Source organism: Nocardioides sp. P5_E3 (genome assembly GCF_054049275.1).
Genome location: NZ_JBFUMR010000002.1, coordinates 40,193 through 57,265, shown reverse-complemented (window position 1 = coordinate 57,265; position 17,073 = coordinate 40,193). Strand labels below are relative to the sequence as shown.

Below are 17,073 nucleotides of genomic sequence, written 5' to 3'. Positions count from 1 at the left end.
GGGCATGGCCCACCTCGACCTGTCCGCCGACGTCGTCTCCCTGACCCAGCAGCTCGTCGACATCTTCTCCGTCAGCCACGAGGAGCAGGAGATCGCCAACGCCGTCGAGACGGCCCTGACCTCACTGCCGCACCTCACCGTGACCCGGCGCGGCCACACCGTCGTCGCGCGCACCGAGCTCGGCCTGGGGGAGCGAGTGGTGATCGCGGGACACCTCGACACCGTCCCGCTCAACGACAACCTGCCCTCCCGCCTCGAGGACGGCGTCCTGCACGGTCTCGGCAGCTGCGACATGAAGGGCGGCGACGCGGTGATGCTCAAGCTCGCCGCAGACGTGACCTCGCCCAACCGCGACCTGACCTTCATCTTCTACGAGGCCGAGGAGGTCGACTCGGTCCACAACGGCCTGCGCAAGCTGACCGAGAGCGACCCCGACCTGCTGCAGGCCGACTTCGCGATCCTCATGGAGCCGAGCAACGCCGCGATCGAGGCGGGCTGCCAGGGCACGATGCGCGTCGACGTCCGCACCACGGGCGAGCGCTCGCACAGCGCGCGCAGCTGGAAGGGCGTCAACGCCATCCACCTCGCAGGTCCCGTGCTCGGCCGGCTCAACGACTACGTCGCGCGGCAGCCGGAGATCGACGGCCTCGCCTTCCACGAGGGCCTGAACGCGACCGGCATCCGGGGTGGTGTCGCCGGCAACGTGATCCCCGACGAGTGCGTCGTCGAGGTCAACTTCCGCTTCGCCCCCGACCGCAGCGAGGCGGACGCCGAGGCGTTCGTGCGCGACTTCTTCGAGGGCTACGACGTCACGGTGACCGACCTGGCCGCCGGCGCGATGCCGGGCCTGGACCGGCCGGCGGCCAAGGCGTTCGTCGAGGCGGTCGGCGGCGAGGTCGCCCCGAAGTTCGGCTGGACCGACGTCGCCCAGTTCACCAGGCTCGGCGTCCCGGCGGTGAACTTCGGCCCCGGCGACCCGATGTTCGCCCACAAGCAGGACGAGCACGTCCCCACCGAGCACATCGAGCGCTGCGAGCGGATCCTCAAGGAGTGGCTGGCATGAACACCTCACGCAACGACCGGCAGGCCGACCGCGTGACGGGTCCCGTCATCGAGCGTCGCGGCCAGGTGCACGAGGGCAGCACCACCGACCAGCGTCTCCTCGACTCCCGTGGCCTGACCGACTGGGTCCACACCGACCCGTGGCGCGTCCTGCGGATCCAGGCGGAGTTCGTCGAGGGCTTCGGCGCGCTCGCCGAGACCGGTCCGGCCATCGCGGTCTTCGGCTCCGCGCGCACGTCGGTCGACCACCCCTCCTACGCGATCGGCGAGGAGGTCGGCCGCAAGCTCGTCGACGCCGGCTTCGCCGTCATCACCGGCGGCGGTCCCGGGGCGATGGAGGCGGCCAACAAGGGCGCCTGCGAGGCCGGCGGCGCGAGCATCGGCCTCGGCATCGAGCTGCCCTTCGAGTCCGGGCTCAACCAGTGGGTCGACAAGGGCATCAACTTCCGCTACTTCTTCGCCCGCAAGACGATGTTCGTCAAGTACTCCCAGGGCTTCGTGGTCCTGCCCGGCGGCCTCGGCACCCTCGACGAGCTCTTCGAGGCGCTGACGCTGGTGCAGACGCGCAAGGTGACGTCGTTCCCCATCGTGCTCATCGGCACGAGCTACTGGGCCGGCCTGGTCGACTGGCTGCGGGCGACGGTGCTGGCCGAGGGCAAGATCAACGCCGCCGACCTCGACATGATGGTGCTGACCGACGACGTCGACGAGGCGGTGTCGCTGATGGTGGCCGCACGTGAGGGCCGCTGGCCCGACCCCGAGCCGGAGCGGCCCGAATGATGATGTGGTTCTTCGCCGTCCTCGTCGTCCTGGCCATGGGTGGCGTCGCGATGGTGGCCTCCGGCCGCGGCGGCTCGATGGCCCCGGCGTACGACGACCGACCCGACCTCGCGCTGCCCGACGACCGACCGATCGCGGCGCAGGACCTGCGCACGGTGCGGTTCCCGCTCGCGTTCCGCGGCTACCGGATGTCCGACGTCGACGAGGTCCTCGCCCGGCTGGCGTCCGAGATGGAGGAGCGGCACCGCGACGAGCCCGGGCCCGACGCCTCGTCTGGCGAGGCGCCGGGCGTCTAGGGCAGACTGCCGCGTCATGTCGTTCCCGATCGTCGTCTGGATCCTCACGGCCCTCGCTGCCGTGGCGATCGTGCTGACCCGGCTCCGCCTGAGCGGAGCCGCAGCGGCGGGCCGCTTCTCCATCAGCAGCCGCGTGCCCCTCACGCACTTCGTGGCCGGCATCGTCGCCCTCGTCCTGTGGCTGGGCGTGCTCATCGCACCGGAGGACTCCCTGCTCGGTGGACCGCTCGTCGGCATCCTCGCGATCGCCTGCTGGTGGCTCACCGCCATCTGCGGGCTGCTGATCCTCGCGCGCTGGCTGCCCGCCAAGGGACRCCACGCGCCCGAGGCCTCCGGCGACTCGTGGAGCGACGGGCCCGGCCTGTCCCTGCTGGCGCACCTCGGCATGGTGGTCGGCGTCCTCGTCTTCACCTACGCCTACCTCACCGCGGCCGTGTGATGCCTGCGCTCCGCGCCCGGTCGGCGTACGCCGCCGTGCTGGCGGTCGCGGCCCTCACCGCCGCGGGGCTCACCCAGCCCGCGCCCGCACCGGCCGCCGCCGCGGTCGACGCGGCCACGCCCGTCGACCGCCCCGCCGTCGTCGAGGTCCGCACGATCGGCCACTCCGTCAAGGGACGACCGATCCGTGCGTGGCGGCTCGGTGAGCCGGGCAAGCGACGCATGGTGCTGGTGTCGACGATGCACGGCAACGAGCCGCACACCCGCCGGATCCTCGAGACCCTGCGCGACGGGCGACCGGTGCGGGGCATCGACCTGTGGGTCATCCCGACCTACAACCCCGACGGGCTGGCCCGGGGGACCCGCCGCAACGCCCGCGGCATCGACCTCAACCGCAACTTCCCGCACCTGTGGAAGGACCTCGACGGCAACTACGAGTCCGGCCCCCGCCCGGCGAGCGAGCCGGAGACGCGGGCGGTCATGGCCTTCCTCGAGGAGGTCGACCCGCGCCGGGTGATCAGCTTCCACCAGCCGCTGCACGGCGTCGACACCGACACCAAGGACGCCGGCTTCGCCCGGCGCCTGGCGCGTGCCCTGCGGCTGCCCCGCACCGCCCTCGACTGCGGCGGGCTGTGCCACGGCACCATGACGATGTGGTTCAACCACCGCTTCCGCGGGTCGGCGCTCACCGTCGAGTACGGCGGCCGGCCCTCACGGCACCGGATGACCGTCCAGGCGCCCCGGCAGCTGCTCGGCGTGATCGGCGCCCACCGGGCGGGCCGCGGCTGAACGCACCGACCGTGGCTCAGCGACCGTGGCTCAGCGACCGTGGAAGGCCGGCTTCTCCTTGGCCATGAACGCGTCGACCGCGGCGAGGTGGTCCTCGGTGCCGCCGGTCAGCGCCATCTTGTCGGCCTCGAACGCCAGTGACTCCTCGAGCGGGTGCGCGGATGCGTACGCCACTGCCTGCCGCATCGAGCCGAACGCCACCGTCGGGCCCGACGCCAACCGCGCGGCGAGCTGGCCCACGGCCTGCGGGAGCTCCTCCGCGGTGACCACCTGCGTGGCCAGCCCCAGCTCGAGGGCCTCCTGGGCCGACACGGTGCGCGGGAAGTAGAGCAGCTCCATCGCCTTGGCGCGGCCCACGAGGCGGGGCAGCGTCCAGCTCGACCCGGTGTCGCAGGAGAGCGCGACGCCGGCGAAGGAGGTGTTGAAGCCGGCCGAGTCGACGACGACCCGGAAGTCGGCGGCGAAGGCCAGGCTGGCCCCGGCGCCGGCCGCGACGCCGTTGACCGCCGCGATGACGGGCTTGGGCATCGTCGCGAGGGCCAGCACGATCGGGTTGTAGTGCTTCTCGACGGTCTCCGACAACGGGATGTCGGCCTCGCCCTTCAGCCCGGCGAGGTGCTCCTTGAGGTCCTGCCCGACGCAGAAGGCGCGGCCGCTGCCGGTGAGCACGACGCACCGCACATCCGGGTCCTCGGCGACCCGGTGGACGGTGTCGCGCAGCAGGTCCTTGGTGGCCACGTCGAGGCCGTTCATCGCCTCGGGACGGTTGAGCGTGATCGTCGCGACGCCGTCCTCCACGTGGAGCAGGACGGGGGCGGTGCCGGTGCTGTCGCCCGCGCTGGGTCCGGCGGCGCGGTCGGGTTCGGAGGTCGTCATGGCCGCAGTCTGCCTGACCAAGTTGGTGTGTTACCGCCCTGTGGTGCCGATCACGCGGGTCATGGGGGATAATGGACGTCGTACGACGCCGATCGAGGTGGCCGAACGACTCAGCCGCCTCGATTCGCATGTGATGAGCCACATCCAGTGATGGCTGAACAGGAAGAGGTGCGCCGATGGCCGCCATGAAGCCCCGCACGGGCGACGGACCGCTCGAGGTCACCAAGGAAGGACGCGGCATCGTCATGCGCGTCCCGCTCGAGGGCGGTGGACGGCTGGTGGTGGAGCTCAACGCCGAGGAGGCCTCGGCACTCGGTGACGCCCTCAAGGACGTCGTCGGCTGATCGTGCCCAGCACCGCACTGCCGCCCCAGGTCTCGCCGCCCGAGTTCGCACTGAGCCCCGCGCTGCCGCACCAGATTGGCGGCGCGGAGGTCTGGGCGTTCCCGGTCCTCCCCGATGAGGACGGGCCGCTCCTCGGCCCGGGTGCCGACGAGGCCGGTGACGCCCTCGGCGTCGACCTCCTCGCCGCGCTCGAGGCGTCGCGGGCCACCGGTCGCACCGGCGAGCTGACCACGGTCCCGGTCGCCGGTCGCGCCACCGGAGACACGTCCGACGGGGCTTCCGAGGGGCCGGGCCTCGTGCTGCTCATCGGTGTCGGCGAGGCCACCACGACCGACCTCCGTCGTGCCGGCGCTGCGCTGGCCCGGGCCACCAAGGACCGCGGCAACGTCGTGACGTCGCTCGCGTCGATCGCGCCCGACGAGGGCCTCGGTGCCTTCGTCGTCGGGGCGATGCTCGGCTCGTTCGCCTTCCACTGGCGCTCCAACGGGCCCAAGGAACGACCGGTCTCCCGGATCGTCCTCGCGGGCGTGGACGGCGACGGCGCCGACGACGAGCTCGCCCGGGCGATCGCGCACGGCGGCGCCGGCTGGCGCTCCCGCACCCTGGCGACCGTCCCGGCGAACCTGAAGACCCCGGCCTGGCTGGCCGAGCAGGCCGTCGAGGTCGGCGAGCACGCCGGCCTCGAGGTGCAGGTCTGGGACGACGCACGGCTCGAGGCCGAGGGCTTCGGCGGCATCCGCGCCGTCGGCGGCGCCTCCGTCAACGAGCCCCGGCTGATCCGCATGGACTACACCCCCCGCGGGGCCACCAAGCGCATGCCCACGGTGGTCCTCGTCGGCAAGGGCATCACCTTCGACACCGGCGGCCTCGACATCAAGCCCAGCGAGGGCATGCTGACGATGAAGCGCGACATGAGCGGCGGCGGTGCCGTCATCGCCACGATGGCTGCGCTCCGCGACGTCGACTGCCCGATCCGCGTGGTCGGCCTGGTGCCGGCCGCGGAGAACGCCATCAGTGGCGCGGCGATGCGCCCCGGCGACGTGATCACCCACTTCGGAGGTCGCACCTCCGAGGTCAACAACACCGACGCCGAGGGCCGCCTCGTGCTGGCCGACGCGATGGCGTACGCCGTCAGCGAGATCGCGCCGGCCGCCCTCGTCGACATCGCCACCCTCACCGGTGCGATGAAGGTGTCGCTCGGCCAGTGGACCGGCGGCTACTTCGCCAACCACGAGGGCCTGGCCGACCAGGTGCGGGCGGCCTCGGCCGCGTCGGGCGAGAACACCTGGCGGATGCCGCTCGTCGCCGACTACGAGGACAAGGTGGCCTCCGGCATCGCCGACGGCGACAACGCCGCAGGAGGCGCCGGCGCGATCACCGCCGCGCTCTTCCTCCAGCACTTCGCGGGCGACGTGCCGTGGGCCCACATCGACTTCGCCTCCGCCGCGGAGTCGCCGACCGACCGCTATGAGTGGACCGCCGGCCCGAGCGGCTGGGGTCCGCGCCTGCTGCTGAGCTGGCTCGGCTCCGACGACCCGCTGGCCGGGATCGTCTGATGCTCGGTCTCACCGTCCGCTGGTCGCTCGCCGACGCGCCGGAGGGGGTCGAGGAACAGCTCGCGTCCTACGTCGCCGAGACCTCGCACGCCCGGTTCACCGGGATGGCCGGGCTGCGCTTCAAGACCTGGCGCCAGGTGCCGGGGGAGTGGTTCGAGGGCTGCTACGTCTTCGCCACCAGCCAGGCGCGCGAGGACTTCCAGCGCACCTTCACCGAGGGTGCCGACGACGCGCCCGGCACCCGGATCATCGGGAGCCCGCCGATCCTCATCGAGGCGTGCGACGTCGTCGCGATCGCCGAGGGCTGGGACGGCTTCACGGCCGCCCCGCGCCTCTAGCCTCGACCAGCCGCGCGGGTCAGGCCTCGGGGGCCCACTCCTTCTTCGCGGCGAGCAGGCCGTCGCCGACGGGCAGCAGCACCGGCACGAGCGCCTCGTGCTCGAGGATCGTCCGGCCGAGGTCGCGGATGGTGACGGTCTCCTCGTCGCGCTGGGCGGGGTCAGCGACCCGGTCGTGCCAGAGCGCGTTGTCGAACGCCACGACGCCGCCGGGGCGCAGCAGTCGCAGCGCCTCCTTGAGGTAGGCGGCGTACTCGCGCTTGTCGCCGTCGCAGAAGACCAGGTCGTAGTGGCCGTCGGTGAGGCGGGGCAGCACGTCGAGCCCGGCCCCGGCGATGGTGCGGGCGCGGTTGCCGGGGATCCCGGCCTCGGTGAACGTCTCCTTGGCGAGGCGCTGGTGCTCGGCCTCGATGTCGACGGTCGTCAGCACGCCGTCGGCGCGCATGCCGCGCAGCAGCCAGAGCCCGGACACGCCCGTGCCGGTGCCGATCTCGACGACCGCGCGCGCGTCGAGCACGGAGGCGAGGAAGCGCAGGGCGGCGCCGACGCCGGGTCCGACGGGGGCCACCCCCACCTCCTCGGCGCGGCTGCGGGCGGCGGCCAGGAGCTCGTCCTCGGCCACGAACGTCTCGGCGTAGGTCCAGCTCGCGGGCTTGATCGGCGCGGTGTTGTTCGGCACGCGGGCGACTCTATCGCGCAGCAACCGCCGGACGTGGCCGGGAACACACGGACCGCCTCGGTCGTTGGAGGCGGTGACCCGGCCAGAAGTTCTTGGTCGGTCCGCATGTGGTTCACAGGGAACTCTCAGGCGGCATACCTAGCGTCAGGAAGGACATCGAACCGTTGCAGCTGCGGTCGAGGAAGACGAGCCAGGGAGCGCCCGTGGGTGATCACGTCGACGCCGCAAGCGATGCCGTCGACGTGCCCACGTGGGACGAGGTAGTGGAGCAGCACTCCGACCGCGTGTTCCGGCTGGCCTACCGCCTGACGGGCAACCGGCACGACGCCGAGGACCTCACCCAGGAGGTCTTCGTGCGGGTCTTCCGGTCCCTCGACACCTACACGCCGGGCACGTTCGAGGGGTGGCTGCACCGCATCACCACCAACCTCTTCCTCGACGGTGCGCGCCGCAAGCAGCGCATCCGCTTCGACCCGCTGTCCGACGAGCGCGCCGCCCGGCTGACCAGCCCGGCCCCGGCGCCCGAGCTCGCGGTGGCGGACCGGACCTTCGACGACGACATCGAGACGGCGCTGGCGACCCTGCCGCCCGACTTCCGTGCCGCGGTCGTGCTCTGCGACGTCGAGGGCCTCAGCTACGAGGAGATCGCCGAGATCATGGACGCCAAGCTCGGCACCGTGCGCTCGCGCATCCACCGCGGTCGCACGATGCTCCGCAAGGCCCTCGCGCACCGCGAGCCGGCCGCGGGACGCTCGCGCTACTCGGGTCCCGTCGCCCCCCGCGCGCGTGGGCCGGTGTCGTGATGAGCCACCTCGGATCACGGGTCAGCGCACTCCTCGACGGTCGCCTCGCGCCGGAGGAGGAGGAGCGCTGCTGGAGCCACGTCCACTCCTGCCACGCCTGCCGTGACCTCGTCGAGCAGGAGGGATGGGTCAAGACCCAGCTCGCCCAGCTGTCCTTCGGTCCCGGCCAGCCGTCCCACGACTTCAAGTCGGAGCTGGTGGGCCGCTGCTCGTCGATGCAGCCCGGCGCCGGCCACGGCCTGGTCGCCCCGCAGTTCCCGACGTCGCGCCACCGCCCGCGCCGCGGCATCGTCGCCATCGGCGGGGGCGCAGCGAGCGCCTGCGTCGTGGGCGTGCTCGCCCTCGGCGTGGCCGGTGCCCCGCGCGTCGACCCCCGGCCGCCGGTCACGGACCTGAGCCGGCCGACCGGTCCCGCGAGYCCGGCCGTCACCGGTGACGACCGCGCCGCCCGTGGACCTGTCTCACCCTCCCGGACGCCCCTGGCCGAGCGCCTTGTGGCGATCCGGGAGAAGATTGCTCCGTGAGCGACGAGCACAGGCCCGACGAGCAGACCCCGGACGAGCAGGTCACCGACCAGTCGCTCCCGCGCGCGCACGACGAGGAGCCCACCCAGCCCCTGGCCGGCTGGCGCCCCACCGAGCCCGAGCCCGCCCCCGCCGTGCAGCCGGAGGGTCGTGTCTACGGCGCTCCCGCCGCCCCCGAGCAGGCCGCCCCCGAGCAGGCCAGTCCTGACGGTCCCGGCCCCGACGACGCCGCTGCGCCCCAGGACGGGATGCTCGACGGCCCGCCGCCGCACCGCACGGCGTTCGGCGAGCCGCAGGCCCCGTCCCAGCAGCAGCCGGGCGCCGACCCCGAACCCGCGGCCCCGACCGTGCCGTACCCGACCCAGGGTCCCTACCCCCAGCAGCCGGGCCAGCAGCCCGGTCAGCCCTGGTTCGGCCCGGGCCCCCAGACGCGCCCGATGTACGCCGGCCCGACGACGGTCTCCCGCAAGATCCCGCTGTGGGTCTGGCCCGCGGTCGCCTGCCTCGCCCTGGTCGTCGGCATGCTCGGCGGCCTCGCCGGCGGTGCGATCCAGGACGAGCTCGCCGCCCGGCCGGGCACCAACGACAACGGCATCAACGGGGTGCGGACGCAGACAGCCGCCCCGCTGGAGGCCGACAACGGCTCGGTCGCCGCGGTGGCGCAGGCGCTGCTCCCCAGCACCGTCCAGATCGTGGCCGAGCTCGACGGGCAGGCCGGCGGAGCCACCGGCTCCGGGTTCGTCCTCGACCGAGACGGCCACGTCGTGACCAACAACCACGTCGTCGCCTCCGCGGCGGAGGACGACGGCCCGATCGTCGTCATCGACCACCAGGGCCAGCGGCTCGAGGCGACGGTCGTGGGTCGCAGCTCGGTCTACGACCTCGCCGTGCTGGCCGTCGAGGGAGGCGGCAAGCTCGAGCCCGCGGCGCTGGGTGCCTCGCAGGTCCTGCGCGTCGGTGACCCCGTGATCGCCTTCGGTGCCCCGCTCGGCCTGAGCCAGACCGTCACGTCGGGCATCGTCAGCGCCCTCAACCGGCCGGTGACCACGTCGGGGCAGTCCGAGGACGACTCGTCCTACATCAACGCCGTGCAGACCGACGCCGCGATCAACCCGGGCAACTCCGGCGGTCCGCTGGTCAACCTCGCCGGGGAGGTCGTCGGGGTGAACTCCGCGATCGCCACCAACGGCGGTGCGTCCGGCGAGGCGGGCAACATCGGCGTCGGCTTCGCGATCCCGATCGAGCAGGTGCGCACCACGGTCGACCAGATCCTGCGCACCGGCAAGGCGGAGTACCCCGTCATCGGAGCCCAGGTGCGCACCGGCGCCGAGCCCGACGCCGACGGAGCCACGATCACCGAGGTCATGCCCGACACCCCGGCCGAGCGCGCCGGCCTGGAGAAGGACGACGTCATCACGGCGGTCGACGACCAGCCGGTCAACGACGGGATTGCCCTGATCGTGGCCATCCGCACCCACCTGCCCGGCGACACCGTCGAGATGTCGGTGGTCCGCGGCGGCGAGGAGCGGGTCGTGGAGGTCGAGCTCGACGGCAAGGTCGGATAGTCACCCCACGACGCGCCTAGTTGTCGGACGATTCGGCGTCGGCGTCCACGAACGGGTGCTGGTCGACGAAGGTGCGCGTGTCGGCGTACATCCGTTGGATGAACTCCTCGAGCTGCACCCGCTCGACGCGCCACTGGCCCCGTCCGCCGATCTTGATCGCCGGCAGCTCGCCGCGACGGACCAGCGCGTAGACCTGCGCGCCGGAGGTGTTGAGCACCTCCGCGACGTCGGCGAGCGTCAGGAAGCGGGGGTCGTCGGCCATGGGGCCATCGTGCCACCGCGTGCCCGGCGCCCGTCGCCGCCCGGCCAGTCCCTGTGGAGAGACAGGTGTGAAGTCCGGCCGGTGCGGCAATGATGGCCTCGTGCCTCGGACCACCTCTCGGACCTTTTCGCGCGGCTCCTCCCGTCACGCCCCGTCGCCAGCCCCGTCGTCCGCCCGTGCCACCGACGTGCCGCCCGCCACCCGGGCCACGTCGCCCGGGTGGCGCGACCCGCGCCTGTGGATCGGGGTGGTCCTGGTGACGGGGTCGGTGGTGGCGGGTGCGCGCATCCTGGCCGGTGCCGACGACATGACCTCGGTGTGGGCCGCCTCGTCCGACCTGGTGGCGGGGCAGACGCTCACCGCCGACGACCTCGAGGCCACCCGGGTGCGCTTCGACGAGGCGGCGGACCACGACCGCTACCTCGGCGTCGACGAGGAGCTCCCGGCAGCGCTCACCCTCACCCGGCCGCTGTCGGCGGGCGAGCTGGTGCCTGCCGCCGCGCTGGGGGAGCAGGCGGCCGACGACACGGTGTCGCTGTCGATCGCGGTCGCCCCCGAGCACGTCCCCACCGACCTGGTCCGCGGGTCGCGGGTCGACGTGTGGGTCGTGGCCGACCGGACCCTCGCGCAGCGTCGCGGCGGTGCGGCCGCCGAGCTCGTCCTCGGCGACGTCGCGGTCCTCGACGCCCCGGTGGTGTCCGACGCCTTCGCATCGGCGACCAGCCGGCAGCTCGTACTCGCCGTCCCGGAGGCCGACGAGGAGCAGCTCGGCGAGGTCCTGGCCGCCGTCGGCGACGACCGGGTCCGGGTCGTCGGCAGGGGGTGACGGCGTGATCTGCGTGCTGCTGCTCGCGGCGGGCGAGGCGTGGGAGTCGCCGGCCCTGACCGACCTCGAGGCCCACCCGGGAGTGGTGGTCCTCAAGCGCTGCGTCGACGTCGACGACCTGCTCGCGGCCGTGGCGAGCGGACAGGCCGACGTCGCCGTCGTCTCCCTCGACGCCCCGGGCCTCGACCCGGCGAGCGTCGCCCACCTGCGGCGCCATGCCGTGCGCCCCGTCGCCGTGACCTCGGCGCTCCCCGAGGACCTCGACGCCCGTGAGCACGCCGCACGCCTGGGCATCACGGCCCTGGTGGGCCGGGGGGAGCTGGCGTCGTTGCCCCGGGTGGTCACCACCGTCGAGGACGTCGCCGACACCCGCGTGCGCGTCGACGTGCCCGTCCACGACGTCGAGGTCGACCGCGTGCCCGCGGCCGAGCCCGGACGCCTCGTGGCCGTGTGGGGTCCGGCCGGCGCCCCCGGGCGCACGACGGTCGCGACCAACCTGGCGTGGGAGCTCGCCCGGCGCGAGGTGGGGGTGGTGCTCGCCGACCTGGACCCCTACGGCGGTGCCGTCGCCCAGCAGCTCGGCATCCTGGACGAGGTGTCCGGACTGCTGTCCGCCTCCCGTCTCGCGGCGGCCGGCCAGCTCGACGACCGCTTCCCCTCGGTCTGTCGAGGCGTCGGGGACCACCTGGCCGTGGTCACCGGCCTGCCGCGCGCCGACCGGTGGCGGGAGGTGCGCGCAGCACAGGTCGACCAGCTGCTCGAGCGGGCGCGCACCCACGGTCAGGTCGTGGTCGACACCGGGTTCAGCCTGGAGGACGACACCGGCTCCGACCTCGGCGGCCGCCCCGGTCGCAACGCCCTGACCCTCGCCGCCCTCGAGCAGGCCGACGAGGTGGTCGTCGTGGGCTCGGCCGACCCCGTGGGACTCACCCGGCTCGCCCGCGGTCTGGTCGACCTGCGCGACCGCGCTCCCGGCACGCCGGTGCGCGTGGCGGTCAACCGGATGCGGTCCTCGATCGGATGGTCGGAGAAGGAGATCGCTGGCATGGTCGAGGGATTCAGCCGGGTCGCCGGCCTGCACTTCCTGCCCGACGACCGCGCCGGGCTCGACCAGGCGCTGGTGAGCGGTCGCCCGGTCGCCGATCTGGGCGTCTCGCCACTCGTGAACGCCCTCGCCGCCCTCGCCGACGCGGTGTTCCCGGCCCACGCCCGCGGGGGCGCCGACGGCCCGTCCGTCCGGACCCGGCTGCGGCGGGGCAGCGCCTCGACCGGTCGCGGCGGGGGACGCCGCTCCGCCCGCTCGAGATGAGGCAAGTCAAGATGTCAAAATTCTGAAAATCATCAAGATTCTGCGTAGTTTGGGTTCTGATTCCGAGGGAGAACCTGAATGTCACGTCACTACCGCATCGCCGCCATCTCCAGCCTGGCCGTCGTCCTGGCCGCTTCGCCGGCGTCGGCCAAGCTGTTCCAGGGCACCACCGGCGACGACACCATCATGGGCAAGAACCGCGCCGACAAGATCATGGCCATCGGTGGGCAGGACAAGGTGACGGCCCGGGGCGGCAACGACAAGGTCTACGCCGGCAACGGCCACGACACCGTCAGCGGCGACGACGGCGACGACTGGATCACCCTGCAGCCCGGCAACGACTGGGGCTCGGGCGGGCTCGGCAACGACTCCATCGACGGCGGCCAGGGCGACGACGTGATGTACGGCGGCGAGGGCAACGACAAGCTGACCGCCGGCGCCGGCAACGACATCGTCTACGGCGAGGGCGGCAACGACCTCGTCGGCGGCGGTGAGGGCGACGACCGGCTCTTCGGCGGGGACGGCATCGACAAGCACATCGGCAACGACGGCAACGACTACATCGACGCCGGCCCCGGGGACGACGGTGCGATCCAGGGCGGTCCCGGCAACGACGTGCTGATCGACGGCGAGGGCAACGACGTCAAGATCAAGGGCGACGAGGGCGACGACATCGTCTTCCTCGGCCCCGGTGCCGACAAGGTCTTCACCGAGCAGGGCAACGACACGATCTACGTCCTCCCCGACGGCCAGGTGGACAAGATCCACTGCGACGACCCGACGCAGGGCGACAACGGCAACGCCGACCGGGTCATCTTCGTCGGCTGGCGCGACCCTGCCGACGTGATCGACTACCGCGGCTCTTGCGACATCATCGAGGTCACCGCCGAGCTGCCGGCCGGGTGGCCCTACGGGCTGGTCCCGTCCCAGCGCTCCGTCATGCGGCGAACAGCAGGTACAGACCTCCCACGGTGAAGAAGACCATCGCCACCAGCAGCGGCAGCTGACCGGTGAGCTGGTGCCGTCGCGGCAGCAGCTTGATCGCACGGTCGTGGGCCGCCACCACGCCGACGACGTGGCCCAGCGTGACCGCAGCGACCTTGCTCACGGCGAGGAACGTCGGGTGCGCCGAGAGCCAGTAGTTGACCTGCAGGTCCGCCGTGCCGAGGTAGTTGTCGCCCCGGCTGAACGGGTCGCTGAGCTGGATGAGCGTCTGCTGGCCGTACTCGACGAAGTAGGTCAGGTAGTGGGCCACGATGTAGCCCACGATGATCGGGATCACCGAGTGCGCGAACTGGTTGGGCAGCGTCCGGCGCGGGATGTCGCTCCTGACGCCTGTCGCCATGGTGGCGACGGTCAGCACCAGCGCGACGCCGGCAGAGAAGCCGATGAGGGCGAGGGTGTCGGGCCACACCCGTGACGTCGACATCGACTGCACGAGCTTGAGCCAGGGCGTCGACTCCCGGAAGGAGTCGAACGCGGTGCTGCCGAAGAGCACGCCGACCACCATGACGAGCCCGGGACGCGGGACCACGGTGTCGAGGTTGGCGAGCGGGCTGCGGAGCACCAGCACCCCGTCGCGGCGCCCCCAGATGGACAGCTTGGCGACCAGCGAGGAGTAGACCTCGAACGGGTCGGCGCGGGCCAGGAACGTCGTACCCCACAGGGCGGATCCGATGAACATGATGCCGAGGTAGGCCGCGCACCAGAGCCGGACGGGCCCGACGTCGGTGGAGTAGGGGTAGACCAGCTCGAGCCAGACGAAGGCGAACAGACCGGCCGCGGCGGGCCAGTAGCCGAGGCGGGCGGGGTAGACGTACAGGCCCTCGCCCTCGGGGACGCCGGAGATCTTCGCGAACAGCATGCTGATCGTGCGTGCCGGGCTGATCGCGCGGAACACCGGCCCGAGCAGCAGCGACGCCGGCACGAGGCCGACCCACAGGATCACGTAGAAGGTGCCGAGGAACGGGTTGATCAGCGTGTCCTCGCCGAACACCGCGGCCGCGGCGACGTAGAGGAAGAACGCCATCCCCAGCACGCGGGCGGCGATCGCCAGCGCGCGCGACGACACGATGCGGTCCAGCCACCCAGGGGCCGAACGACCGCTGGTCGCCGCGTCGTAGCGCGGCTCGCGCCACGCCACCGCCAGCACGGTGAAAGAGACGACAAGGGCGGCGACGGCACCTGCGATCGCCAGCTCCGACGGGATCGGCAGGTCCTTGGCGCYGCCGAGGCCGTGGGCCGAGATCGAGCCGCCGACGGCGAGCGGCGTCACCGGACTTCGAGCTGGAGCAGGATCACGTCAGGCTCGTGGCTCTCCACCTCGACGACGCCCGGGCGGTCGATGACGATCTCGTGCTCCGAGGTGCCCGCGTCGTAGGCGATCTCCTGCTCGGGCGTGCTGTGCACGTGGAGCTCACCGGCCTCGTCGGCCTCGATCGTCAGCACCAGGGTCTGGTCGACCCCCAGCTCGACGCGCTCCCCGTTGGGGGTGAACGAGTCGCCCTCGCGCGTCACGGTGACAGCAGCGCCGCCGCCCGTGCTGCTCGACCCCGAGGCGGAGTCGGAGGGGGAGTCGGAGGGGGAGGAGCTGGAGCTCTGGTCGGTGGCCGGCGGGTCGGTGTCCCCGTCTCCTCCGCAGGCGCTGAGCGAGGCGGCCAGGACGAGGACGAGGGGGGCGAGGCGCGTGACGACGCGACCGGACACGAGGATCTCCTTCTGCAGCTGCACGGGCAGGCAGCAGCCACGGCACCCGCCGGGTCACTACCTCTGCCAGAATCCCATGCGGGACAAGATCGTCGACGAGAGGGCATCAGATGAGCGAGCGGCTCCGGCCGCGGGACCTGGCCATCCTGGCCGCAGAGTCCCCCACGACGCCCATGCACAACGCGACGGTGGAGATCTTCGACCCGGGGGAGTCCGGCTTCGACCACGACCGGCTCGTGCAGCTGATCGCCGACCGGATCGCCTTCGTCCCGCGCTACCGGCAGCGCCTGCAGCTGGTGCCGGGGCGGCTGGCCAACCCGGCCTGGGTGGACGACGAGGGGTTCGACCTCGGCTACCACGTACGACGCTCCGCGCTGCCGCGTCCGGGTTCGATGGACCAGCTGCGCGAGCTCGTCGCGCGCATCGCGTCCCGGCCGCTCGACCGGAGCCGTCCGCTGTGGGAGTGCTACTTCGTGGAGGGCCTCGAGCACGGCCACATCGCGCTGCTGACCAAGAGCCACCAGATCCTGGTCGACGGCCGCGAGACCGTCGACATCGGCCAGGTGCTGCTCGACACCTCCCCGGACCGGTCGACCCTCGGGCACGACGACGACTGGCGCCCGGGCCGCCCGTCCGGGCCCGTCGCGGCGGCCCTCACCGCGGTCACGGACAGCCTCGAGAGCCCCCGCACGCTCTGGATGACCACCCGCGCCAACGCCGAGTCGCTCGGCCGTGCCGCCTCGGCCTCGGGCGCCCGGGTCGCCGAGGTCGCCAACGCCCTCGCCGGACGCGGCCCGGTGCACTCCACGCCGGTGCACCGCCGGCTCTCGCAGCAGCGGCGGTTCGTCACGGCGCACACCGAGCTCTCCGACTACCGCGCGATCCGCGAGGTGCACGGTGGCACGGTCAACGACGTCATCCTCGCCACGATCGCCGGCGGGCTCCGCGGCTGGCTGATGGCGCGTGCCGAGTCGCTGGGCGGGCTGCGGACCATCAAGGCGATCGTGCCGATGTCGGTCATCGACGACGAGCTCGAGCCGACGTCGCTCGGCAGCCAGATCACCGGGCACCTCGTGCACCTGCCGATCGGCGAGCCCAGCCCGGTCGTACGCCTGCACCAGGTCAGCTACGACCTGCGCGCGCACCGCGACAACGGCCGCAACGTCTCGGCCCGTCGGCTCTCCGGGATCGCCGGGTTCGCCCCGACGACGTTCCACGCCCTGGGGGCGCGGCTGGCCACGGCCGAGCTGCGCCGCGGCTTCCACGTGTCCGTCACCAACGTGCCGGGGCCGCAGTTCCCGCTCTACGCCGACGGCGCCCGGATGCTCGAGTCCTACCCCGTCCACCCGCTGCTGCCCGACCACCCGCTCGCCATCGGCGTGACGTCGTACGACGGCGGGGTGTTCTACGGCATCACGACCGATCGCGACGCCGTGCCCGACGCCGACGTGCTCCGCCAGTGCCTGCTCGAGGCGCTCGACGAGCTGAAGGACTCGGCCTCCGACACCCGGCCGCGCGCCCCGCGCGGACGCAAGGGCGCAGCCGCGAAGGAGAAGACGTGACCCGCCGCTACCTCCCGTCGTCCCTGCCGACCCTGGCCGAGGACTGGGCGGCCGACGGCCCGCGCGTCGTCGACCCGGTCCTCGCCCCGGACGACGGCGAGGAGAGCGAGTACGTCGCGCTGATGACCGCCGCGGACGCGTCCGCCGAGCTGGTGGCCGGCCTGCCCGACGGTCGGCGCCGTCGTGTCGTCGTGGTCGCCGAGACCTCCGCGGCCGACGGCCCGGTCCGCTGGCGAGACGTGGTCGCGGTGCACGTCGACAGCGAGGACGACGCGGACGCCGACGACGACCTGGCGTGGTGGGCCACCCAGGAGATCGGTGACCTTCTCGACTCCCCGTGATCGTGTCCCCTGATCCG

At 72.8% G+C, this 17,073-nt stretch carries 21 protein-coding genes; 16 read left to right on the top strand and 5 right to left on the bottom strand.

From position 1 onward, the window contains the following. Positions 1 to 4 precede the first annotated feature (4 nt). The 5 genes from dapE to ACXJKB_RS01270 are packed head-to-tail and all read left to right on the top strand — an operon-like array spanning position 5 to position 3,365. Positions 5 to 1,063 carry a succinyl-diaminopimelate desuccinylase gene (gene dapE / locus ACXJKB_RS01290; RefSeq protein WP_457184689.1) on the top strand — a complete coding sequence of 353 codons (1,059 nt, stop codon included), beginning with the start codon at positions 5 to 7 and terminating at the stop codon, positions 1,061 to 1,063. Beyond that, positions 1,060 to 1,842 (top strand): LOG family protein, encoded by a 783-nt coding sequence (locus tag ACXJKB_RS01285; protein ID WP_457184688.1) that lies wholly within the window; start codon positions 1,060 to 1,062, stop codon positions 1,840 to 1,842. The genes dapE and ACXJKB_RS01285 overlap by 4 nt, the downstream gene beginning before the upstream one ends. Then, a complete protein-coding gene (locus ACXJKB_RS01280; RefSeq protein WP_457184687.1) occupies positions 1,839 to 2,138 on the top strand; it encodes a DivIVA domain-containing protein in 300 nt (99 codons plus the stop codon). The genes ACXJKB_RS01285 and ACXJKB_RS01280 overlap by 4 nt, the downstream gene beginning before the upstream one ends. Before the next feature lie 16 nt (positions 2,139 to 2,154). Next, positions 2,155 to 2,577: a hypothetical protein gene (locus ACXJKB_RS01275; protein ID WP_457184686.1), complete on the top strand. Its 423-nt coding sequence runs from the start codon at positions 2,155 to 2,157 to the stop codon at positions 2,575 to 2,577. Next, positions 2,577 to 3,365 (top strand): M14 family zinc carboxypeptidase, encoded by a 789-nt coding sequence (locus ACXJKB_RS01270; RefSeq protein ID WP_457184685.1) that lies wholly within the window; start codon positions 2,577 to 2,579, stop codon positions 3,363 to 3,365. The genes ACXJKB_RS01275 and ACXJKB_RS01270 overlap by 1 nt, the downstream gene beginning before the upstream one ends. A 30-nt stretch (positions 3,366 to 3,395) precedes the next feature. Here ACXJKB_RS01270 and ACXJKB_RS01265 read toward each other — a convergent pair whose 3' ends face one another. Continuing rightward, entirely contained in the window at positions 3,396 to 4,241 is an 846-nt protein-coding gene (locus ACXJKB_RS01265; protein ID WP_457184684.1) for an enoyl-CoA hydratase/isomerase family protein, read from the bottom strand. Between the two features lie 176 nt (positions 4,242 to 4,417). On the opposite strand from ACXJKB_RS01265, the gene ACXJKB_RS01260 reads away from it, so the two are divergent. Genes ACXJKB_RS01260 through ACXJKB_RS01250 form a run of 3 tightly spaced genes read left to right on the top strand, consistent with a single transcriptional unit; the run spans position 4,418 to position 6,479 of the window. Further along, positions 4,418 to 4,585 (top strand): DUF3117 domain-containing protein, encoded by a 168-nt coding sequence (locus ACXJKB_RS01260; protein WP_191196319.1) that lies wholly within the window; start codon positions 4,418 to 4,420, stop codon positions 4,583 to 4,585. A 2-nt stretch (positions 4,586 to 4,587) separates the two neighbouring features. Next, a complete protein-coding gene (locus ACXJKB_RS01255) occupies positions 4,588 to 6,141 on the top strand; it encodes a leucyl aminopeptidase family protein (RefSeq protein WP_457184683.1) in 1,554 nt (517 codons plus the stop codon). Further along, entirely contained in the window at positions 6,141 to 6,479 is a 339-nt protein-coding gene (locus ACXJKB_RS01250; RefSeq protein ID WP_457184682.1) for a hypothetical protein, read from the top strand. Before ACXJKB_RS01255 ends, ACXJKB_RS01250 begins: the two co-directional genes overlap by 1 nt. A 19-nt stretch (positions 6,480 to 6,498) precedes the next feature. On the opposite strand, the gene ACXJKB_RS01245 is transcribed toward ACXJKB_RS01250, so the two are convergent. Continuing rightward, a complete protein-coding gene (locus tag ACXJKB_RS01245) occupies positions 6,499 to 7,158 on the bottom strand; it encodes an O-methyltransferase (protein ID WP_191196322.1) in 660 nt (219 codons plus the stop codon). A 203-nt stretch (positions 7,159 to 7,361) separates the two neighbouring features. Here ACXJKB_RS01245 and sigE point away from each other — a divergent pair, with 203 nt between their 5' ends. Genes sigE through ACXJKB_RS01230 form a run of 3 tightly spaced genes read left to right on the top strand, consistent with a single transcriptional unit; the run spans position 7,362 to position 10,050 of the window. Next, the gene (gene sigE / locus ACXJKB_RS01240; RefSeq protein WP_457184681.1) at positions 7,362 to 7,961 is read left to right on the top strand and encodes an RNA polymerase sigma factor SigE; all 600 of its coding nucleotides are present in this window, start codon (positions 7,362 to 7,364) and stop codon (positions 7,959 to 7,961) included. Further along, positions 7,961 to 8,485: an anti-sigma factor family protein gene (locus ACXJKB_RS01235; RefSeq protein WP_457184680.1), complete on the top strand. Its 525-nt coding sequence runs from the start codon at positions 7,961 to 7,963 to the stop codon at positions 8,483 to 8,485. The genes sigE and ACXJKB_RS01235 overlap by 1 nt, the downstream gene beginning before the upstream one ends. Next, positions 8,482 to 10,050, top strand: a complete 1,569-nt coding sequence (locus tag ACXJKB_RS01230) for a trypsin-like peptidase domain-containing protein (RefSeq protein WP_457184679.1) — start codon at positions 8,482 to 8,484, stop codon at positions 10,048 to 10,050. Before ACXJKB_RS01235 ends, ACXJKB_RS01230 begins: the two co-directional genes overlap by 4 nt. Before the next feature lie 16 nt (positions 10,051 to 10,066). Here the strand turns inward: ACXJKB_RS01230 and ACXJKB_RS01225 are convergent, their stop codons facing one another. Then, the gene (locus ACXJKB_RS01225) at positions 10,067 to 10,312 is read right to left on the bottom strand and encodes a helix-turn-helix domain-containing protein (RefSeq protein ID WP_457184678.1); all 246 of its coding nucleotides are present in this window, start codon (positions 10,310 to 10,312) and stop codon (positions 10,067 to 10,069) included. Between the two features lie 187 nt (positions 10,313 to 10,499). Between ACXJKB_RS01225 and ACXJKB_RS01220 the strand changes: the two genes are divergently transcribed. The 3 genes from ACXJKB_RS01220 to ACXJKB_RS01210 all read left to right on the top strand — a co-directional run bounded on the left by ACXJKB_RS01220 (position 10,500) and on the right by ACXJKB_RS01210 (position 13,422). Next, the gene (locus ACXJKB_RS01220; protein WP_457184677.1) at positions 10,500 to 11,138 is read left to right on the top strand and encodes an SAF domain-containing protein; all 639 of its coding nucleotides are present in this window, start codon (positions 10,500 to 10,502) and stop codon (positions 11,136 to 11,138) included. Positions 11,139 to 11,142: 4 nt separating this feature from the next. Next, the gene (locus ACXJKB_RS01215; RefSeq protein WP_457184676.1) at positions 11,143 to 12,447 is read left to right on the top strand and encodes an AAA family ATPase; all 1,305 of its coding nucleotides are present in this window, start codon (positions 11,143 to 11,145) and stop codon (positions 12,445 to 12,447) included. Between the two features lie 78 nt (positions 12,448 to 12,525). Then, positions 12,526 to 13,422 carry a calcium-binding protein gene (locus ACXJKB_RS01210; RefSeq protein ID WP_457184675.1) on the top strand — a complete coding sequence of 299 codons (897 nt, stop codon included), beginning with the start codon at positions 12,526 to 12,528 and terminating at the stop codon, positions 13,420 to 13,422. Here the strand turns inward: ACXJKB_RS01210 and ACXJKB_RS01205 are convergent. Both ACXJKB_RS01205 and ACXJKB_RS01200 read right to left on the bottom strand, forming a co-directional pair. Continuing rightward, positions 13,385 to 14,722, bottom strand: a complete 1,338-nt coding sequence (locus tag ACXJKB_RS01205; RefSeq protein ID WP_457184674.1) for a hypothetical protein — start codon at positions 14,720 to 14,722, stop codon at positions 13,385 to 13,387. The two genes, ACXJKB_RS01210 and ACXJKB_RS01205, sit on opposite strands and share 38 nt — an antisense overlap. Further along, the gene (locus tag ACXJKB_RS01200) at positions 14,719 to 15,177 is read right to left on the bottom strand and encodes a hypothetical protein (RefSeq protein WP_457184673.1); all 459 of its coding nucleotides are present in this window, start codon (positions 15,175 to 15,177) and stop codon (positions 14,719 to 14,721) included. Before ACXJKB_RS01200 ends, ACXJKB_RS01205 begins: the two co-directional genes overlap by 4 nt. Positions 15,178 to 15,263: 86 nt before the next feature. Between ACXJKB_RS01200 and ACXJKB_RS01195 the strand changes: the two genes are divergently transcribed. Together ACXJKB_RS01195 and ACXJKB_RS01190 are read left to right on the top strand one after the other, a co-directional pair. Next, a complete protein-coding gene (locus tag ACXJKB_RS01195; protein ID WP_457184672.1) occupies positions 15,264 to 16,715 on the top strand; it encodes a WS/DGAT/MGAT family O-acyltransferase in 1,452 nt (483 codons plus the stop codon). Next, on the top strand, positions 16,712 to 17,056 hold the full coding sequence (locus ACXJKB_RS01190) for a DUF6912 family protein (RefSeq protein WP_457184671.1): 345 nt from the start codon (positions 16,712 to 16,714) through the stop codon (positions 17,054 to 17,056). Before ACXJKB_RS01195 ends, ACXJKB_RS01190 begins: the two co-directional genes overlap by 4 nt. Positions 17,057 to 17,073 lie beyond the last annotated feature (17 nt).

What these genes read in the sequence shown, in the direction of transcription:
- ACXJKB_RS01225 (WP_457184678.1), bottom strand. Translation starts at nt 10,312, where the DNA reads ATGGCCGACGACCCCCGCTTCCTGACGCTCGCCGACGTCGCGGAGGTG.
- ACXJKB_RS01195 (WP_457184672.1), top strand. Translation starts at nt 15,264, where the DNA reads ATGAGCGAGCGGCTCCGGCCGCGGGACCTGGCCATCCTGGCCGCAGAG.
- ACXJKB_RS01210 (WP_457184675.1), top strand. Translation starts at nt 12,526, where the DNA reads ATGTCACGTCACTACCGCATCGCCGCCATCTCCAGCCTGGCCGTCGTC.
- ACXJKB_RS01270 (WP_457184685.1), top strand. Translation starts at nt 2,577, where the DNA reads ATGCCTGCGCTCCGCGCCCGGTCGGCGTACGCCGCCGTGCTGGCGGTC.
- dapE (WP_457184689.1), top strand. Translation starts at nt 5, where the DNA reads ATGGCCCACCTCGACCTGTCCGCCGACGTCGTCTCCCTGACCCAGCAG.
- ACXJKB_RS01250 (WP_457184682.1), top strand. Translation starts at nt 6,141, where the DNA reads ATGCTCGGTCTCACCGTCCGCTGGTCGCTCGCCGACGCGCCGGAGGGG.
- ACXJKB_RS01260 (WP_191196319.1), top strand. Translation starts at nt 4,418, where the DNA reads ATGGCCGCCATGAAGCCCCGCACGGGCGACGGACCGCTCGAGGTCACC.
- ACXJKB_RS01265 (WP_457184684.1), bottom strand. Translation starts at nt 4,241, where the DNA reads ATGACGACCTCCGAACCCGACCGCGCCGCCGGACCCAGCGCGGGCGAC.
- ACXJKB_RS01280 (WP_457184687.1), top strand. Translation starts at nt 1,839, where the DNA reads ATGATGATGTGGTTCTTCGCCGTCCTCGTCGTCCTGGCCATGGGTGGC.
- ACXJKB_RS01285 (WP_457184688.1), top strand. Translation starts at nt 1,060, where the DNA reads ATGAACACCTCACGCAACGACCGGCAGGCCGACCGCGTGACGGGTCCC.